General features: G+C 58.4%; 15 protein-coding genes. All 15 read left to right on the forward strand.

Annotation, left to right across the window (positions count from 1 at the left end):
- Nucleotides 1-2: 2 nt before the first annotated feature.
- The 15 genes from P0111_08550 to P0111_08620 all read left to right on the forward strand — a co-directional run bounded on the left by P0111_08550 (nt 3) and on the right by P0111_08620 (nt 16635).
- The gene (locus tag P0111_08550; GenBank protein ID MDF0644067.1) at nt 3-1499 is read left to right on the forward strand and encodes a cobyric acid synthase; all 1497 of its coding nucleotides are present in this window, start codon (nt 3-5) and stop codon (nt 1497-1499) included.
- Nucleotides 1492-2046, forward strand: a complete 555-nt coding sequence (gene cobU, locus P0111_08555; protein ID MDF0644068.1) for a bifunctional adenosylcobinamide kinase/adenosylcobinamide-phosphate guanylyltransferase — start codon at nt 1492-1494, stop codon at nt 2044-2046. The genes P0111_08550 and cobU overlap by 8 nt, the downstream gene beginning before the upstream one ends.
- 9 nt (nt 2047-2055) lie before the next feature.
- Nucleotides 2056-3111 (forward strand): nicotinate-nucleotide--dimethylbenzimidazole phosphoribosyltransferase, encoded by a 1056-nt coding sequence (gene cobT, locus P0111_08560; GenBank protein ID MDF0644069.1) that lies wholly within the window; start codon nt 2056-2058, stop codon nt 3109-3111.
- Nucleotides 3108-3872: an adenosylcobinamide-GDP ribazoletransferase gene (cobS, locus tag P0111_08565; protein MDF0644070.1), complete on the forward strand. Its 765-nt coding sequence runs from the start codon at nt 3108-3110 to the stop codon at nt 3870-3872. Before cobT ends, cobS begins: the two co-directional genes overlap by 4 nt.
- A complete protein-coding gene (cbiB, locus tag P0111_08570) occupies nt 3869-4822 on the forward strand; it encodes an adenosylcobinamide-phosphate synthase CbiB (GenBank protein MDF0644071.1) in 954 nt (317 codons plus the stop codon). Before cobS ends, cbiB begins: the two co-directional genes overlap by 4 nt.
- Entirely contained in the window at nt 4801-5925 is a 1125-nt protein-coding gene (gene cobD, locus P0111_08575; protein ID MDF0644072.1) for a threonine-phosphate decarboxylase CobD, read from the forward strand. Before cbiB ends, cobD begins: the two co-directional genes overlap by 22 nt.
- Nucleotides 5922-6683 carry an adenosylcobinamide amidohydrolase gene (locus P0111_08580; GenBank protein MDF0644073.1) on the forward strand — a complete coding sequence of 254 codons (762 nt, stop codon included), beginning with the start codon at nt 5922-5924 and terminating at the stop codon, nt 6681-6683. Before cobD ends, P0111_08580 begins: the two co-directional genes overlap by 4 nt.
- 453 nt (nt 6684-7136) lie before the next feature.
- The gene (locus tag P0111_08585; protein MDF0644074.1) at nt 7137-7874 is read left to right on the forward strand and encodes a DUF3365 domain-containing protein; all 738 of its coding nucleotides are present in this window, start codon (nt 7137-7139) and stop codon (nt 7872-7874) included.
- 66 nt (nt 7875-7940) lie between these two features.
- On the forward strand, nt 7941-8303 hold the full coding sequence (locus P0111_08590) for a response regulator (protein ID MDF0644075.1): 363 nt from the start codon (nt 7941-7943) through the stop codon (nt 8301-8303).
- A 106-nt stretch (nt 8304-8409) separates the two neighbouring features.
- Nucleotides 8410-8832 (forward strand): chemotaxis protein CheW, encoded by a 423-nt coding sequence (locus P0111_08595; protein ID MDF0644076.1) that lies wholly within the window; start codon nt 8410-8412, stop codon nt 8830-8832.
- Between the two features lie 61 nt (nt 8833-8893).
- Nucleotides 8894-10768, forward strand: coding sequence for a methyl-accepting chemotaxis protein (locus P0111_08600; GenBank protein MDF0644077.1), 1875 nt, complete (start codon nt 8894-8896; stop codon nt 10766-10768).
- 51 nt (nt 10769-10819) lie between these two features.
- Nucleotides 10820-14233: an Hpt domain-containing protein gene (locus P0111_08605; GenBank protein ID MDF0644078.1), complete on the forward strand. Its 3414-nt coding sequence runs from the start codon at nt 10820-10822 to the stop codon at nt 14231-14233.
- 58 nt (nt 14234-14291) lie between these two features.
- The gene (locus P0111_08610) at nt 14292-14786 is read left to right on the forward strand and encodes a chemotaxis protein CheW (GenBank protein MDF0644079.1); all 495 of its coding nucleotides are present in this window, start codon (nt 14292-14294) and stop codon (nt 14784-14786) included.
- Between the two features lie 20 nt (nt 14787-14806).
- Entirely contained in the window at nt 14807-15244 is a 438-nt protein-coding gene (locus tag P0111_08615) for a hypothetical protein (GenBank protein MDF0644080.1), read from the forward strand.
- Between the two features lie 50 nt (nt 15245-15294).
- Entirely contained in the window at nt 15295-16635 is a 1341-nt protein-coding gene (locus P0111_08620; GenBank protein ID MDF0644081.1) for a response regulator, read from the forward strand.
- The last annotated feature ends 27 nt before the right edge of the window (nt 16636-16662 follow it).

Below are 16662 nucleotides of genomic sequence, written 5' to 3' on the forward strand. Positions count from 1 at the left end.
ACATGGCGGCGCGTAGACTCATGGTGCAAGGTACTGCGTCTCACGTGGGAAAGTCCGTGCTCACGGCGGGTCTCTGCCGCTTGTATCACCGCCGGGGTCTTCGGGTGGCGCCATTCAAGGCGCAGAACATGTCGAACAATTCCTTCGTCACGCCGGACGGAAAGGAAATCGGCCGTGCTCAGGCGGTTCAGGCGGCGGCCTGCCGTGTGGCTCCGCGCGCGGACTTCAATCCTGTCCTGATCAAGCCAGGCGGCGAGACATCCGCGCAGCTTGTCGTGGATGGGGAGGTTGCGGGAACCTTGTGCGCCAGGGATTTCGGCCTGATACGCCGCAGGCATTGGGGGACCATTCAACGGGCATTCTCCCGTCTGGAGGAGGATTTCGATTTGCTTGTGCTCGAAGGAGCAGGCAGTCCGGCGGAAGTGAATCTGAGAGAGTGCGATGTCGTCAACATGGCGATGGCCCGGCATGCCGATGCGCGAGTTTTGCTGGTCGGTGATATCGATCGGGGTGGGGTGTTTGCCTCACTGGTGGGGACCTGGACCCTGCTTGACGAAGCGGATCGTCGGCTACTAAAGGCCTTTGCGATCAACAAGTTTCGAGGAGATTCCAGCCTTCTTACGGAAGGGATTGACCGGGTAATTCGTGACACGGGAATGCAATGCGCCGGCGTACTGCCCCATTGGGGAGATTTGGAGCTGCCTGAAGAGGATTCCTGGGGTTGGAAATGGCGTCGGCCTCGACAGCGCGACCGTCCTGATCGGATCGTCATCGGTATTGTCGATCTGCCTGCTATTTCTAATGCTACGGACTTTGAGCCGTTGACAGATGAGGCGGATGTGGAAGTGGTTCCGCTGGATCAGACAACCGATCGCCGTTTGGATGCGTTGTTGTTCCCAGGTTCCAAGCAGACAGTCCAAGCGCTCGGGTTTGTCCGGGCGAATGGATTCGATCGCCTGGCGCATCGAGTCTTGGACGAGGGGGGAACCGTCGGCGGGATTTGTGCCGGCTACCAATTGCTGGGCCGCGTCATCAGCGACCCGGATCGTGTGGAATCGGATGACGTGAGGGTGGCCGGCCTCGGCCTCTTGCCTGTCGAGACAGTCTTCGCGGCCACGAAAGTTGTACAGGCCGTATCTGGTCGTCATGTAGAGAGCGGGCTTCCGCTGTCCGGGTACCAAGTAAGAATGGGGCGAACATCCGGCGACGATACACTTACAGCATTTCTTGAAATGTATGATGATAACGATTTGACAATACGGATCGACGGCATTTCAACTGTTGGGGGTCGTGTATTTGGAACCTATCTCCATGGATTGTTCGACTCGACACCGTTTCGACGTTGGTGGGTGAACGAGTTGCGGGTAGCAAGAGGATGGGCACCCGTTTCAGAAACTCGAAGCCTCTCGCTCGATACCAGACTGGATCTGTGGGCCGACTTCATCGAGGAACATCTGTCGATGGCCGTGATCGACAGCCTGGTCGATGGGCATGTCTAGGAGGCAGGTCAAACGGCGGTCTTCTCGAGTATTGTTTATCCTGGGTGGAGCCTCCTCCGGAAAGAGTGATGCAGCCCTCCGGCTCGCGGTGAAGGGAATCAGCCCAACTGCCTCGCGGGCCTTCGTCGCGACTGGTCAAGCCCTGGACGAAGAAATGACCGAGCGGATTGCCCGCCACCGGTCCTCCAGGCCGGCGACGTGGATTACGGCCGAAGTGCCCTTGGACTTGACCGGATGGGTCAAGCAACACGGCAGGGAGCACCGGGTTATTGTCGTGGATTGTGTGACCATGTGGCTCTCGAATCAATGCGGACGAGGAAGACGAGACGCCCGGATTGTTCAGGATGTGCAGAATCTTCTTGATGCAGCCCGGCAGACGGGGGCGCGGATCGTGTTGGTGGCGAATGAGTTGGGCATGGGGATTGTCCCCGGTGACGCGGTCAGTCGCCGTTTCAGGGAATTGGCTGGCGCAATCAATCAGTTGATTGCGAACGAGGCTGATGAGACGTATCTGGTGGTGAGCGGACTCAGTGTTCGGTTGAAATAGAGGGATACCATGACGCTTGAAGAAGCCATCGCGTCGGTACGAAATGTGGACGCTTCGGCAGCCGTCGATACGCAGCGCCGGCTGGATCGATTGACGAAGCCTCAGGGAAGCCTGGGTCGGCTGGAAGAATTGGCTGTGCAGTATTGCGCCATGATTGGGGAACGCAAGCCCTCTGTGCCCCGCGGAGTCCTCTTCACCTTGGCTGCGGACCATGGGGTCGTGGATGAAGGCGTGAGTGCGTATCCGCGAGACGTGACGGCTCAAATGGTCAGAAACTTCCTCCGAGGCGGAGCCGGCGTCAACGTGCTTGCGCGGCATGAAGGCATAGAGGTTCGGGTCGTCGATGTCGGTGTCGCGTATCAGTTTGGGCCGCTTCCGGGGCTCCTTGACCGAAAACTGATGCGGTCAACTCGAAACATGGCCAGAGAGGAAGCCATGCCCAGGGATATCGCGGAAAGGGCTTGCGCGATCGGCGTGGACTTGGCCGCTACCGCGGCCGGTGAAGGAGTCGGGTTGATCGGGACGGGAGAAATGGGGATCGGAAATACCACTGCGAGCGCCGCGATTACGGCGGTGATGACCGGATCTATGGTGGACCATGTGACCGGGCAAGGGACAGGAATTGACGAGCAAGGTCGTAAGGCCAAGGTGGAAGTAATTGAACGGGCCTTGGCGCGCCATCGGCCCGATCCGACCGATGCGCTGGGTGTGCTCGCCAAAATCGGAGGACTCGAGATTGCCGGTTTGGCCGGACTCATTGTCGGATGCGCGGCAGCGCGCATCCCGGTCGTGCTCGACGGGTTTATTGCCGGTGCCGCTGCACTCATTGCTTGCGGGTTGCAGCCACGGTGCCAGCAGTATCTCATCGCCGCCCATCGCTCGGTCGAGCGCGGTCATGACGTCCTGCTCGAACATTTGCAGCTGAAGCCGCTTCTTGATCTGGAACTGCGACTGGGAGAAGGGACCGGTGCCTGTCTGGGAATGGGCCTCGTTCAGGCAGCCGTGAAGATTCTAGTCGAGATGGCGACGTTCGGCGAGGCGGGCATCTCGGAGCGGGGTTCATGACGGCAAGCCTGCGCACCTTGATTGTCGCGTGGCAGTTCCTGACGTCCGTTCCGCTGAGCCGACGCCATCATGACCCAAATCCGGCCGAACTGGCTGGCTCGATGGTCTGGTATCCCTTCGTCGGGATCGGACTGGGCTTGGTCGTCGCTGCGACGGATCTGTTGTTAACACGCTGGCTTTCCCATGAGGTGTCTGCGGTTCTGTGTGTGGGGCTGTTGGTGGCGTTGACGCGCGGACTTCATCAAGATGGGCTCGCCGACACGCTTGATGGGTTGGCTGGTGGCCGCGCTCCCTCCGACCGACTGGTGATCATGCGGGATCCTCGCATCGGTGCCCTCGGCGCGGCGGGTCTCGCCCTCTCGCTGATTCTGCGCTGTGCGGCGGTGGCCACTCTGCCCGAGGCGGCGCGATTCTCGACCCTGCTCTGCATGCCCGTAGTGGGACGGTGGAGCATGGTCGTCGGGGCCTACGGAGCGACTCATGCCAGGGCCGAAGGGGGGCTCGCTTCGCCGTTTCTCGCCCATCTTTCGTGGCGACAGGTGTCCGGGGCGACCGTCGTAGCCGCCTGTCCCTTGGGCTGGGCCGTAGGCCTGTTTCCGGCGCTGGTCATCTTGGGAGTTGGCGCGTCAGTGAGCCGGTTGCTGACTTGGAGTTATCGCCGGGCCTTCGGCGGCATCACGGGCGATACGCTTGGGACGACCAATGAGTCGGTAGAAATGTGCTTTCTCGTCCTGTTTCCCCTACTGTGGCGTCTTTTGTGATACCGGGAGACCTTCTGCTGGCTAGTCTGCTCGACGCGCTTGTCGGCGACCCACGTTGGCTGCCACATCCTGTCCGCAGCATGGGTCGTGTGGTCCGAGGGTTCGAACGAGCCATACGGCCGTGGTGCGGGAAACCCGGAGCCCTTCACATGGCGGGTGTGCTGTTGGCGGTGACTCTTCCGAGCCTGACGTTCGTCCTGGCCTGGACGTTGATAATGACGGGAACAGCCGTGCACGACTGGCTCGGACGAGGTCTGGGAATCTGGCTGGCTTTCAGCACGCTTGCTTGGCGTGATCTTGTCGATCATGTCGTCAGCGTGAGTAACCCGCTGAAGATCCGGTCTTGGCACGAAGCCCGCACGGCGTTGAGCAGGATCGTTGGACGCGACACGGACCATCTATCCGAGTCGGAAATCGTGAGGGCCACGGTGGAGACAGTCGCAGAAAGTGCGGCTGATGGGATCATTGCCCCGTTATTCTATCTGATACTGGGAGGCGCTCCGCTTGCGTTGGCCTACAAAGCGGTCTCGACGTTGGATTCCTTGGTGGGGCATCGTGACGAGCGGTATCGGGAATTCGGTTGGGCGTCAGCCCGACTGGATGATCTGGCCAATTGGATTCCCGCGCGTATCACGGCGGTGCTAATCGTCATAGCAACCGCGCTGGTATTTCGACGACCTGCGCCGGTCATACGGAGTATCCGCACGCTCTGGCTGGACGGACGCAAACATCCCAGCCCAAACAGCGGCAGGCCGGAGGCTTCGATGGCGGGCGCGCTCGGCATTCGGCTCGGAGGCACCAATTACTACCACGGCATCCCACAGGAACGGCCATTTCTCGGCGACGCGATCGAGCCGTTGGCGACTGTGCACATTGATCAGGCCAAGCGAGTGATGACGACCGCCTATCTTCTAGGCCTTGCGGCTGCATGGGGGCTCTTGTGGCGCTGAGGGCGGCGGACAAACACGGGGGAAATATCCATGCGGTAGCAGCTGAGTTGGGACGAAGATCGTCTTCACTCCTTGATTTCAGCGCCAGTATCAATCCGCTTGGGCCGTCGCTGAACGTTCGTCGGATGCTGCTTCACCAAAAAGAGCGTCTGATGAGACACTATCCGGATCCAGACAGCAGGAGTCTAAGGCGAGCGCTCGCATTGCGATGGAGCTTGTCTCCGCAACACTTTGTCATCGGAAACGGATCGACCGAACTGATCCATCTCCTTCCTCGTGCGTTGTGCATTCGTTCGGCGCTGGTTGTGGGACCCACGTTCTCTGAATACGGCACTGCATTGAATTTGGCTGACGCACGGGTGCATGCCGTGTCGGCGATGAGACGAGACGGCTATCGCCCGCCGCTTGATGAAGCCGCGAGATGGATTTGGTCGGTCGGCCGACGAGATCGATCCGTTTCTGCGGTGTTTCTCTGCAATCCGAACAGTCCCACGGGTCAGGCATGCGAATCCGATGAGTTGGCAGAGTTTGTCGGACGGGTTGATCAGTCCGGTGTCTGGTTGATTCTCGACGAAACGTTCATGGAATATTGTGAGGGTCTGTCGTTGCTTCCTATGGTGCGGCGTTACCCTCGATTGATTGTGTTGAGAAGTTTCACGAAGTTCTACGCCCTGCCCGGTCTCAGAATCGGATACACAGTCTGCGCCCCCTCGATTGCCGAGACGTTGCGCCGACATCAACCACCATGGTCGGTCAATAGTGTTGCCCAAGCGGCGGCGGAAACCGCGATGAACGATCGGCGATACGTCCGGCGCTCCCTGGCGTATATGGAAGGGGAACGCGAACGTTTCTCGACACTCCTGGCCGATATTCCAGGACTCAGGGTTTTTCCCTCTCGGGCAAATTTTCTGCTGCTCGAGCTGCCAGAGCTCCATCGAGCACACCGTACGACCGAGGCGTTGAAGCGAAAAGGGATCCTGGTCCGAGACTGTTCGCGCGTGCCCGGGCTCACATCATGGTCGATCAGGGTTGCTGTGCGTACGAGACCGGAGAACGATCGGATGGTTTCTGCCCTGCGACGACTGCTGCCGAGCATACCGTGATTAGCAAAAAGCGCGGACGGTTTGTGGTCAAGCACCAGGTGGTGCTGAACACGCTGGTTCTCCGTCTGGACGGCGTGCATCGGGTCTTGTCGTCTGCACCGGGAGGAGGGGGATTGGTCCGAGCGCGCTCCATTCTGAATCACCAAGTGGCCGCGAACCCGATGGCGACCGGTACTCGAAAGGGGCAACCCTCCAAGGCCACACCACATTGGCGTGACCCGGCACGGTTTCTAAGCATGCTGGCCGACCGGTTGGGCGTAGATCGGCCAGTGGTCGGGCTCATGACGGCCGTACCGATGACACGGTTGGTGCGCCGTCGAGAGGCGAAGGATGGGGTTTGGGTCGAATGTTTCTGTACAGTCGGAGTCGCGAATGCCGTTACGGCCGGCGAACCGGCACGGCGTGATCTCAGGGTGAGCGGGCGTAGTCCGTACGGCACGATCAATATCATTCTCGTGACGAATGCGACGTTGACGGCGTCGGCAATGGTGGGAGCCGTCCAGGTAGCTACGGAGAGTAAGACGGCTGTCCTGCTCGGGCGATATATCCCAAGCGCATCTGGACGTGGCTCTGCGACCGGCACAGGCACGGACGCGGTTGTGGTGGCCGCCAGCAGTCGTGGTCGCCACAGGATCCAATACAGCGGTACGCATACCCAAATCGGATCGATGATCGGGCGCCTCGTCACTCGCTGTGTCGGGATGGGTCTGAAGCGATGTCTTCGTGGACGCCGGGCATCCCTCCCTGATCCGACTTGAGATCTTCGAGCTTTGCACTGCTAGGCTCGGGGGCGCTTCCTCGTCTGCTTCTCCAGTCCAGTCCAATCTCCTCCCTCGAGAGCCGCCGCCCAGGGACCGTCTGCTACGTTTCTCTATGAGAGGTTTCGCGATCAGCCCTCTGTGATCATTTTTTGCCAGATTGGCATCATTTTGTCACAGGATGAATCGGCTCGTGTCGAACCGTCACGATTCTCTCTCTTATGATGAGATGTAAGCGATTGATAATGCGGAGTGTTCGATTCACCTTGTCTCGGCAAGTATAGACTCCTCCCGTAAGCATAGTCTTTGCAAAACGGCCCGAGGTGCCGTGAGCCAATACCGGCTTCTCTGGGCTGACTAGAAAGAATTGCGGCGGCATAGTCGGTGTCGTTCAACACACAGGAATTCTCAACTGAATCCATTGAGTGAATGAACCAATCAAGGAGGGGCGGTATGGTACCGAGATGTTTCCGTATTCGGATTATGTGCCTTCTTGCTGCAGCGACCGTCACCCTCTGTGCTGGATCTGCATGGGCGACAAATGAAGCGGAAGTGGCCGAGCATCTGATCGAACTGGTGAAGATCGGCCGCGGAGTGGTGTCGGAACAGATGGCGAATATCAATGATGCATCTAAGGCGGACAAGGGATTCACCGGAGACTATATGGGGACCCAAGTCATCGATCGGTTCAAGAAACGGACGAAGATCGACCTGAGAATTCCCAATGTAGTGCCGCAATCGAACCTGTATCTTGCTCTCGTCGAAGCCGAAAAAGAAGTCGTCAACGAGGCTCAGCCGATCATTAACAAGCAGGGGATCGCTTTCAAGGGCTTTATTCCGGCGGTGTTCGCCAGAAGGACCGGAGAACAGTTCTACAAGAAATCGGGAGTGCGGTTGAAGCTTACCGGGAGCGATTACCGGAATCCCAGCAATAAGCCGGATGATTTCGAAGCGGAAGTGCTTCGGATGTTCAGCGATCCCCGCCATCCCAAAGGGCAGATCTACGTCCGCAACACCATGGTCGATGGCCGCCCAGTCCTGCGCATGATGGATCCGGAATATGCAGGAGCCTCCTGTCTGGGCTGTCACGGCGCGCCGAAGGGCGAACGAGACGTGTCGGGTCATAAGAAGGAAGGCTGGAAGGAAGGGGAATTGGCCGGGGCGATCAGCGTTGTGCTGCCGCTGAAGTAGAGTTGAGGGCCGCTGATGTCCGCATCGCGTTCAGCAAATCATATTTAACACCAAGGAGAACGCAAGATGAGCAAGATCGTCGTGGTGGATGATTCGTATGCCGAGCTGCAGATTATCGAAGGATTTCTCAAAGGAGCAAATCATACCGTTGTCTCGTACCCCAATTCGGAAAAGTTGGAAGAAAAGATCATCAACGAAAAGCCGGACTTGATCGTGATGGACGTTGTGATGCCTGGCCGCAACGGGTTTCAAGCCTGCCGAGATCTCAAGAATGACGATCGTACTAAGAACATTCCGATCATCCTCTGTACTTCGAAGGGCAACGAGAGCGACAAATTCTGGGGGCAACAGCAGGGAGCCAATGCACACGTGGTGAAGCCGTTCAAAGGCGAGGAACTTCTCGCTGCGGTCAAGCGGGTGCTCGGGTAGTCCGATGTCGGCGTCCTCCTCTTCGACGAATATGAATCAGGAGCCATCACCGGCTGGGATCGTGCCGGCGCGTTCCTCTGTTGCTCAGCCGTCCGGGTCACTCAGCGTGCGAGCCGCGATTATTTCGCTGGGAGGAGAACTGTTTACGGTGGATTTGCAGCACGTGCGGGAGGTCTTTGTCGTGGAGTCCGTGACCCCGGTTCCTGGCATGCCCTCCGGTTTGGTCGGTGTCACCAACTTGCGCGGGACGGTGATCCCGCTGCTCGATCTTCGTCAGATGTTCGGGTTGGGTACCGAAGCCGCATTGCGGTATGCCGTCGTGTTGAAACATGGTGCCTGGCAAGTCGGTGTGCTGGTCGATTCGGTTCCGGAGATTCGCACTCTTTCGAAAGACCAGTTCATGCCGGCGCCGACGGACACAGGAGGGGGAGCCAATCTTTTTGTGTCGGCGGTCGTCAAGCTGGAGAATCGACTCAGAGGAGTATTAGAAACATCGGCTGTGCTCTCGCATTTCGAGAGTGCGGGATAACCAGGGCACACGGGCCCCATCCAGGGCATCGGACACGATCGGAGAGAAGGAGGGGATTCTCATGGCAAGGTTCAGCATGATGCAGCGGTTCGAAGACCTGAAAACACAATCGAAGCTCCTTATGACGTTCGGGGTAATTGGCATCATCATATTGATCATGGCGTCGCTCGGCGTGTGGACGAACAAGAAGCTCAGCCAACAAGCTGACGAAATTTATACCGACTATACGGTTGCACTGATCGATTTCAATCAGTTGTTGTTCAACGTCAATAGGTATCACGAGACGCTACAAGAGCTATCGAAAGCGCCGCGTGCCGCCGACTTCAAATCCGACGTGACGAAGCTGACTCCCTTTAAACAGCAGGTCAATAGCCTGATCGCGGCGTATGAGGGGAAGCCTCTGCGGATGTCGAGTTCTGGCCTCGATGAGGCCAAGGGGTTGAGCGATCTGAAGGGATCGCTCGCGGCCTTCTTCTCGCAGGCCGAGGCGGGCGTCGCCGCCATCGCCGAAAGTTTCGAGTCGAAGGCCTTGACGCCGAGCCAAGCACAGCAAATGCGGGAGTTAGGTCAGTTGGCGCTCACGGTCAGCATCGCACCTACGTACGACGTCGTCACCAACCGTCATGCCGACCAGATTAAGACCATGCAGGCGATCTCGGGCGATCTCAACGACGAGGCCAAATCTCTTGCGTGGAACGGAACGATGGTGCTGGTTTTCGGTGGTCTCGTGGCCGTGGCGTTGGGTCTGGGTCTCGGTTACTGGGTTGCCCACAAGCTCGCGCTCGGTATCGGGCAGGTAGCCAGCGTGGCTCAGTTAGCCGCGAACGGCAACTACCAAGCTCGCGCGAAGATCGTCTCCAAAGATGAATTGGGGCAGATGGCATCATCGTTCAATACCATGTTGGACCGCATTACGGCGCTCGTGACCTCCGAGGACGAGCGGAATGAGATGCAAAAACGTCTGATGAGCTTCCTCGTTCTGGTGTCCGACGTCGGGAAAGGAGACCTGACCAAGCGCGGTGAGGTCACGGCGGACATGTTCGGTAACCTGGCCGATGGTTTCAACCTCATGATCACGAGATTCGGGCAATTGCTGAAACAGGTTCGCGAAGCGGCGGAGCGCGTCAACAAGTCCGCCGGAGCGCTTCGAGACAGCGCCGGCCAGATGGCCGGCACGGCAAAGCATCAAGCTGACGAGTCAGTACGCACGCTCAGCGCGGTTGAACAACTGGCTGCGCAGATGCGGCAGGTCGCCGAAACCGCTGGCGCCTCGTCCGAATCAGCCAAGCAGGTGTTGCAAGCGACTGAGCGAGGTCGAGTCGCGGTGCAGGAGACCGTGCAGGACATGCAGAGCATCAGATCCGCCGTGCAACGCATGTCGAAGCAGGTCAAGGCCCTCGGCGACCGATCGTTGGAAATTTCTCAGATCGTGTCGACGATACGCGATATCGCAAATCAAACCAACTTGCTTGCTCTGAATGCCGCCATTGAGGCAGCCGGAGCAGGTGAAGCGGGAGCCCGATTCGCCGTCGTGGCCGATCAGGTAAGAAAACTGGCCGAAAGCTCGACGCAGGCCACCCGTGAGATCGCTGATCTGGTCAAAGTCATTCAGTCAGAAACACAGGACGCCGTGGTGGCGATGGAACAGGAAACTCAGGCGGTGGAAGCCGGCTCCGCCTCCGCTCTCCGGACCGGTGAAGTGTTCAATGAAATTTCAGGCATTGCCCAGCGTTCCGCCGAGTTGGCGCAAACGATCGCCAGTTCGGCGGTGAGTCAAACAGCTTCGACGGATCAGGTAGGCCGATCGATTAAGGACTTCACGGGAGGGGCGGTCGCCACTCAGAAAGCGACCGATGCGGCGCGCATGACCGTTGAAGATATGGCCAAACTTGCCGACGGACTGACCTCTTCGGTCGCTCAGTTCAAACTGGCCTAATCGTCTGGATCCCGGAGCGTCAGACGGCGTTCCGGGTCAGAAAGGATCGGGATGAGTTCCGAACTGGACCGACAGGCCCTCATCGATATTTTCGTCCTGGAAGCCTCCGAAGCCGCGGACGCATTGTCGGCTGCCGTGAATCCTCCGGGCAACGTCATTCCCACGGCACAAGAACTTCAAAACCAATATGTCTGGGCTCACAAGGTTCGTGGGGCCGCCGGTATCTACGGATTCACCGGACTCTCCACGCTCGGTGCCCTCCTTGAATCGGTGCTCGAGCAGGCGACGGCGATCGCCGAATCCTCTTGGCCGAACGCGGTCGGCATGCTGCGAGGGATGATTCAAACGTTTCAAGCTCAACTGAACGTCGTAAAACGGGGCGGACCAGAGGATCTGAGCGCCAGCGAACGATGGAGAACAGAAGTGGAAAGCCTCATTCCGAAGTCGGCTGAGAGTGCGAGGGATAGTGGGAGCGGAGAATCGTTGTCACCTCAGTATCTTGTCCCTTCGATTGATGCGGACGTCCTCTCGTATTTCGCCCCTGAAGCAGATGAGTATCTCCAAACCATGGATTCTCTCATTCTACGCCTGGACGAATCTCCTAAGGACCAAGACGCGCTGTTTGCGCTGTATCGAACGGCTCATACGTTGAAGGGGTCTGCGCATACGATCGGCTTCAAAGCGGTCGGAGACGTGGCTCACCATGTCGAGGAGTGCCTGATTGCCGTGCGAGAAGGGAAGATTGTAGCGTCCCCTGTGCTGATGGATACGATCGTGCGGGCGATGAATGTCGTCCGCACCCTCATGCGCCGCGATGAAGGCAGAATCGCCGATCTCCAGCGCGATGTTCCTGCCGTTACTGAATCGTTAAGCCGCATTACTGGAGGCGAACAATTGGTTGAGACAGCCTCGGCCCCGATACCAGTTGCTTCTCAGGTCTGCACGGCGACGGCGGTCATGGATCCACCGTCGCAACCGACCGACGCGGCGGCTATGACTTCCGAGACGGTCCGGCAGTTGACGGATGAATATCTCTTACCCCAACTGGATCCGGATGTCCTGTCGTATTTTGCGCCCGAAGCGCAAGAGTACCTGGAATCCCTGGAGGCGCAGCTCCTCCGACTGGAAAAAGAGCCTGCCAATCCCGAGCTTATCAATCAACTGTTCCGGACGGCGCACACCTTGAAAGGATCAGCCTATACAGTAGGTTTCCAATCCATCGGAGACCTGACCCACTACGTCGAGGATTTCATGGGCGCGGTTCGCGAGGGGAGGGTAAGAGTTCTCCCTGGTCACACGGATATGTTATTGAAGGCGGTGGACGTCGTCCGGCTGCTGATGCGACGTGATCCGACACTGGCTGAAATGGTGCGGCAGCGGTTTGCTATCGCGATGCAGGGCCTGAAGCGGCTGGAGCAGCCGGTTGCGGCTGGCTCTGGAGTTGCTTCCGTAGTGGTCCAATCTGTTCCGATGATGCCGTCTCCCGAGCAGAGCAACCAGGCTGAAACTGAAACGGCAAGAGTCGCTGAAAGCAAAGGCAGGGAAGGCGGATCCGAGGATCGAGAGGTCATTCGAGTCAGCCGGGATCGGTTGGAGAGACTGTTGAACCTAGTCGGCGAGTTGGTCATCGGGCGTGGCCGACTCGAGCAGCGGCTTCGGGTCTTGGAACAACTGTCGCAACAGGTGCTGGCCTTCAAAGGACGTTTGATGGACTCGGTCCGTTCGTTCGAAGAAAAGCATACGTTCACACTGCCTTCGGCAGGGCCCTCCGGCATGGACACCGGTGTGGGACGCACTGGGACATCCCTTTTCCCTGGACTCAGTGACTTCGGAAGTCTCGAGTTCGATAAGTACGACGATTTCAACATCTTGGCCCGCCGGATTAGCGAGGTGACGGCCGATATCTCCGAATCGATGTCCCAGCTGAGCGGATCCATCCGTCGGTCGCATGAAGATATGAGTCAGCTTCAGCAATTGACTCTCGCAATGCGGGATGAGATCGCCCGTGCACGCATGGTACCCATCGGTACGCCGTTTACGCGGTTTCGTCGGGCTACGCGAGAGATGGCCAGGGCGACTGGTAAAGAAGTGACTCTCGTCACGTCCGGTGAACACACGGAAGTGGATACCGGAGTAGTTGAGCGGTTGGTTGATCCTTTGGTGCATTTGGTCAGGAACGCTGTTTTTCATGGCATCGAACCGGCGGCGGCTCGGGTGGCAAAGGGCAAGCCTGCGGCCGGATCGATCTATCTGCACGCATCCCATCGAGGCAACGCGGTGCTGATCGAAGTCGAGGACGATGGGGCTGGGCTGGACATTGACAAAATCCGTGCGAAGGCCGTGGAACGAGGGTTGGTTCGTGCCGAGGTCGCGAGGAATCTGTCCGACGCCGAAGCGATCAAGTTCATTTTCATGCCTGGATTTTCGACAGCGGATCAGGTCGGGGATCAGGCCGGTCGTGGGGTGGGGATGGACGTCGTCAAGCGAGTCATCGAAAGCATGAACGGCCACATCGACGTGGAGTCGGTGCGCGGAGTAGGTACCAAGTTCACGCTTCACCTCCCGCTGACGTTGTTGATCGCCACGGCATTGATGGTACGGACGGGAAGTGAACGATATGGCATACCGTTGCCGAGCGTACGAGAAGTGACGATGTTGACGGGCAGCTCGCTTCAGCAGGTCGCGGATCGTTCGGTGATTCAGGTCGGAGAAGGTGAGGCCATAGAGGTTCAACCTCTTCAACGCTTGCTGGTCAGAGGTTCCGGCGCTTCGGTGGAAGTCGGCAAACCCGTCGTGATAGTCCGGACCGGCGTCGGACCGGTCGGCCTGGTTGTGGATGAGTTGCTGGGTCGGCAAGAAATCGTCATCAAACCGATTGCCTCGCTCAAGTCCCTCGCGCAATCAACGTTCGGAGGAGCCACCATCGATCCAGAAGGTCGGGTAATTCTGGTCCTCGATCCTGCACGTCTGGTGCCCGGCGGTACACGGTCGGAGGCTGTGCTCGAAGATGCGACTGCAGAATCGGGAGCCCATGGGCCCGAAATGCCGTACGAAGAGACGGTCGAACCCCGAGCCGACAGCAAACACATTCTGCTGATCGATGACTCGCTCAGCATTCGAAAGTTCGTAGGCCGGATGCTGGAAACCGCAGGCTATGAGGTTGAGACTGCTGTAGACGGGGAGGAGGGTCTCCGGAAAGCGTCAGCGCAACAGTTCCGTTTAATCTTAACCGATCTTGAGATGCCCAAGCTTAACGGTTATGAGGTCATTCAGGCGTTGCGCAGCAGACCTCAGACTCAGCAGACGCCGATCATCGTAATGACCACCCGTGCAGGCGACAAACACCGCCAAATGGCCATCAATATCGGCGCGAGTTCCTATATCGCCAAGCCGGTTGAAGAACGGGCGTTGATCCAGGAATTGGAACGGTGGATCGGACAGGAGAGTTCTCTACGAAAGGGATGAACGGAGGTGGGTCCCCATCGGGGAAACCTTCCACTGCGAAGCGAAGGACACGGTACGCATGGGGTTGAGGGGGCATTTCAAGTCGACTACCACGGATGTGCATACTGTCAGCCTATTGGTGGTGCGATATGGCGCCAGTTACTGCGCGTTGCCATCTGACGGAGTTCGCGGGGTGCTGACCAAGGACCAGGCCGGACAAGGAGAGACCGTGAACTGGGTCGGTATCACATATCAGCGTGTTGATCTTGCCGCTCAACTCTCCACGAAATTGGATGCAGCCAGCCCGGACCTTCGGATCGTCCTTTTCTCCAATGGTCACTCGCATGGGGCCATTCACGTCGACGAGGTGGTGGGCTTGCTTGACGCGGACCAGCGGGAGTGCAAGCCGCTTCCTCCGCATTTTCGTTGCGAGGAGCGGACGTGGGTTACGGGTATGATCCAATACCGAAGTGATCTGGCAATCGTGTTGGATCCGGAATGGGTCTTGGGCGAACTCGAAGCTGAGGCCTCACCGACGTTTAGGGCGATGGTGGGCCGCAGTTTCGTCTCCTGAGGATAGGAGAGGCATAGAGCATGCTGAGAGCCGCGCGACAACAGGAGCGGGCCGTCTCAACCAGACAATCCTGGAGCGTCGTCGTATTTTCCGTCGGCGGGATGAAACTTGCGGCGAAAGCCGAGGATGTGGGTGGCATCTCGGCATGGGGAATTGATGTGCCCGTTCCGAGCCGAACCCCGTTTGTCGGTTCTCTGGTAAAACGGGACAAAGACGTGCTTCCGGTGTACGATTTGGCGGCACGGTTGGATCGACAGACCGACAGGGAGTCGTTGTGTCTGGTTGCTCGTCATGCCGACGGCCCGATAGCCATTCGCATCGACGCGGAGATCCCCTCTCTGCACACGGTGGGTGCATCGGAGGTCCGGCCGAGCCGCAGGCACGATATTGAAACGATGGGAAGCTTTACTAGGTATGGGGTCGACATTGACATAGTGGCCCTGCGACGATTGGGATAACCCTGACGAGCCGACGTTGAATCGTAGGTGATGGGTGAAAGGATTGGGACATGCCGAAAGTGCTGGTGGCCGATGACAGCATCGCGGTTCGGAAAGTAGCCGAACGCTTGCTCACAGAGGCCGGCTTGGGTGTGACTCTCGCTGCGAACGGGGAAGAGGCGTTGGCATTTCTTTCCAAAGAATGTCCGGACCTCATCGTCTCCGATGTCATCATGCCCGATAAGAGTGGCTATGAAGTGTGCGCCTTCGTCAGGACCCAGACGGCCTTGGCTGGTACACCGGTTCTCCTCATCTCCGGGATCGTCAATGACGAGGTCGCCAAGCAGGCTGAATCGTGCAAAGCAGACGGCGTGCTCAAGAAGCCCTTCCAGGGAACATCCTTGAAAGACCGCGTTCTCGAGTTGCTGGCGAAACGACAGGCTCCCGTATCCAACCAGGCTAAACCCGCGGCCAAGGCGACCCCTCCCTCCGATGCCGATCAATCCATCCGCGTGAGCCAGGAGCAACTGGAAACCTATCGCCGGATGGCGGCGCAACTTAAACAGGCAGAAGACGATCTCCGGAAAGAGCGTGATCAGACGGGCATGCTGGGAGAAAAGCTTGCCAAACTGGAAAGCCAGTTCGGTCGTCTCAAAGAATTAGAAGCCCTGGCTGCCCAGGGTGAAGAACAGGCAGAGCAAGCCCGGCAATCGACAGAAGAAGCCAGAAGGTCCTCGGAGGAAGTGCAGCGGTTGAAGGGTCGGATACAGGAATTGGAATCCAAGCTGGCCGTCGAGCATGAGCGGGCGGAGCTGACTGGAAAATTGACGGACGAATTGCAGCTTTCCAAAGGACGGGTCAGCGAACTGGAAGTAAAGTTGCGTGCCGAACAAGAGCGGACGGCCGCGTTGAAGCAAACACAGGCTGAACTGAAGGAAATGGCCGAGCGCGCTCAGGAACTTGAGGCAGCTCTGCATGTGGAGCAGGATCGTGTTGAACAGCAGCTGCAGCGTATAGGCGAGCTTCAGAAAGCAGCAGAGCGAGCCCGAGAGTTCGAGTCGGCTTTGCAGGCGGAACGGCAAGCTGCCGCTCAGCTCGTGGAGCAAATGAACACCATGGAAAAGGCGCTGGCCCGTTCACAGGAAACGGCGCAACAACTCGCCCGTGAACAGCAGCGATCTGAAGATCTCTCGCGACGATTGCACGAGATGGAAGGAGTCGTGACCAAGGTCAAAGAGTTGGAGGAACTATTGCAAACGGAGCGAGAACGGAATGCGGTGCTGACTAGGCATGTGTCGGAAACCGAGCAATCCGCTCAACAGGCGACCAAGCGATTTGAGGAGATGGCCAAGAAGCTGGGGGAGATCGCCGGCCTGGCATCGCAACTCGGAAGCGGCGCACGGCGGTCTTGATTGCACGCAATCCTCATCGATGGTGAC

This window comes from Nitrospira sp., assembly GCA_029194535.1.
GTDB lineage: Bacteria > Nitrospirota > Nitrospiria > Nitrospirales > Nitrospiraceae > Nitrospira_C.

Coding starts and splice junctions, on each gene's coding strand:
- P0111_08590 (MDF0644075.1), top strand. CDS start 7,941: ATGAGCAAGATCGTCGTGGTGGATGATTCGTATGCCGAGCTGCAGATT.
- P0111_08610 (MDF0644079.1), top strand. CDS start 14,292: ATGGGGTTGAGGGGGCATTTCAAGTCGACTACCACGGATGTGCATACT.
- cobD (MDF0644072.1), top strand. CDS start 4,801: ATGGGGGCTCTTGTGGCGCTGAGGGCGGCGGACAAACACGGGGGAAAT.
- P0111_08615 (MDF0644080.1), top strand. CDS start 14,807: ATGCTGAGAGCCGCGCGACAACAGGAGCGGGCCGTCTCAACCAGACAA.
- cobU (MDF0644068.1), top strand. CDS start 1,492: ATGTCTAGGAGGCAGGTCAAACGGCGGTCTTCTCGAGTATTGTTTATC.
- P0111_08600 (MDF0644077.1), top strand. CDS start 8,894: ATGGCAAGGTTCAGCATGATGCAGCGGTTCGAAGACCTGAAAACACAA.
- P0111_08585 (MDF0644074.1), top strand. CDS start 7,137: ATGGTACCGAGATGTTTCCGTATTCGGATTATGTGCCTTCTTGCTGCA.
- cobT (MDF0644069.1), top strand. CDS start 2,056: ATGACGCTTGAAGAAGCCATCGCGTCGGTACGAAATGTGGACGCTTCG.
- P0111_08605 (MDF0644078.1), top strand. CDS start 10,820: ATGAGTTCCGAACTGGACCGACAGGCCCTCATCGATATTTTCGTCCTG.
- P0111_08550 (MDF0644067.1), top strand. CDS start 3: ATGGCGGCGCGTAGACTCATGGTGCAAGGTACTGCGTCTCACGTGGGA.
- P0111_08620 (MDF0644081.1), top strand. CDS start 15,295: ATGCCGAAAGTGCTGGTGGCCGATGACAGCATCGCGGTTCGGAAAGTA.
- cobS (MDF0644070.1), top strand. CDS start 3,108: ATGACGGCAAGCCTGCGCACCTTGATTGTCGCGTGGCAGTTCCTGACG.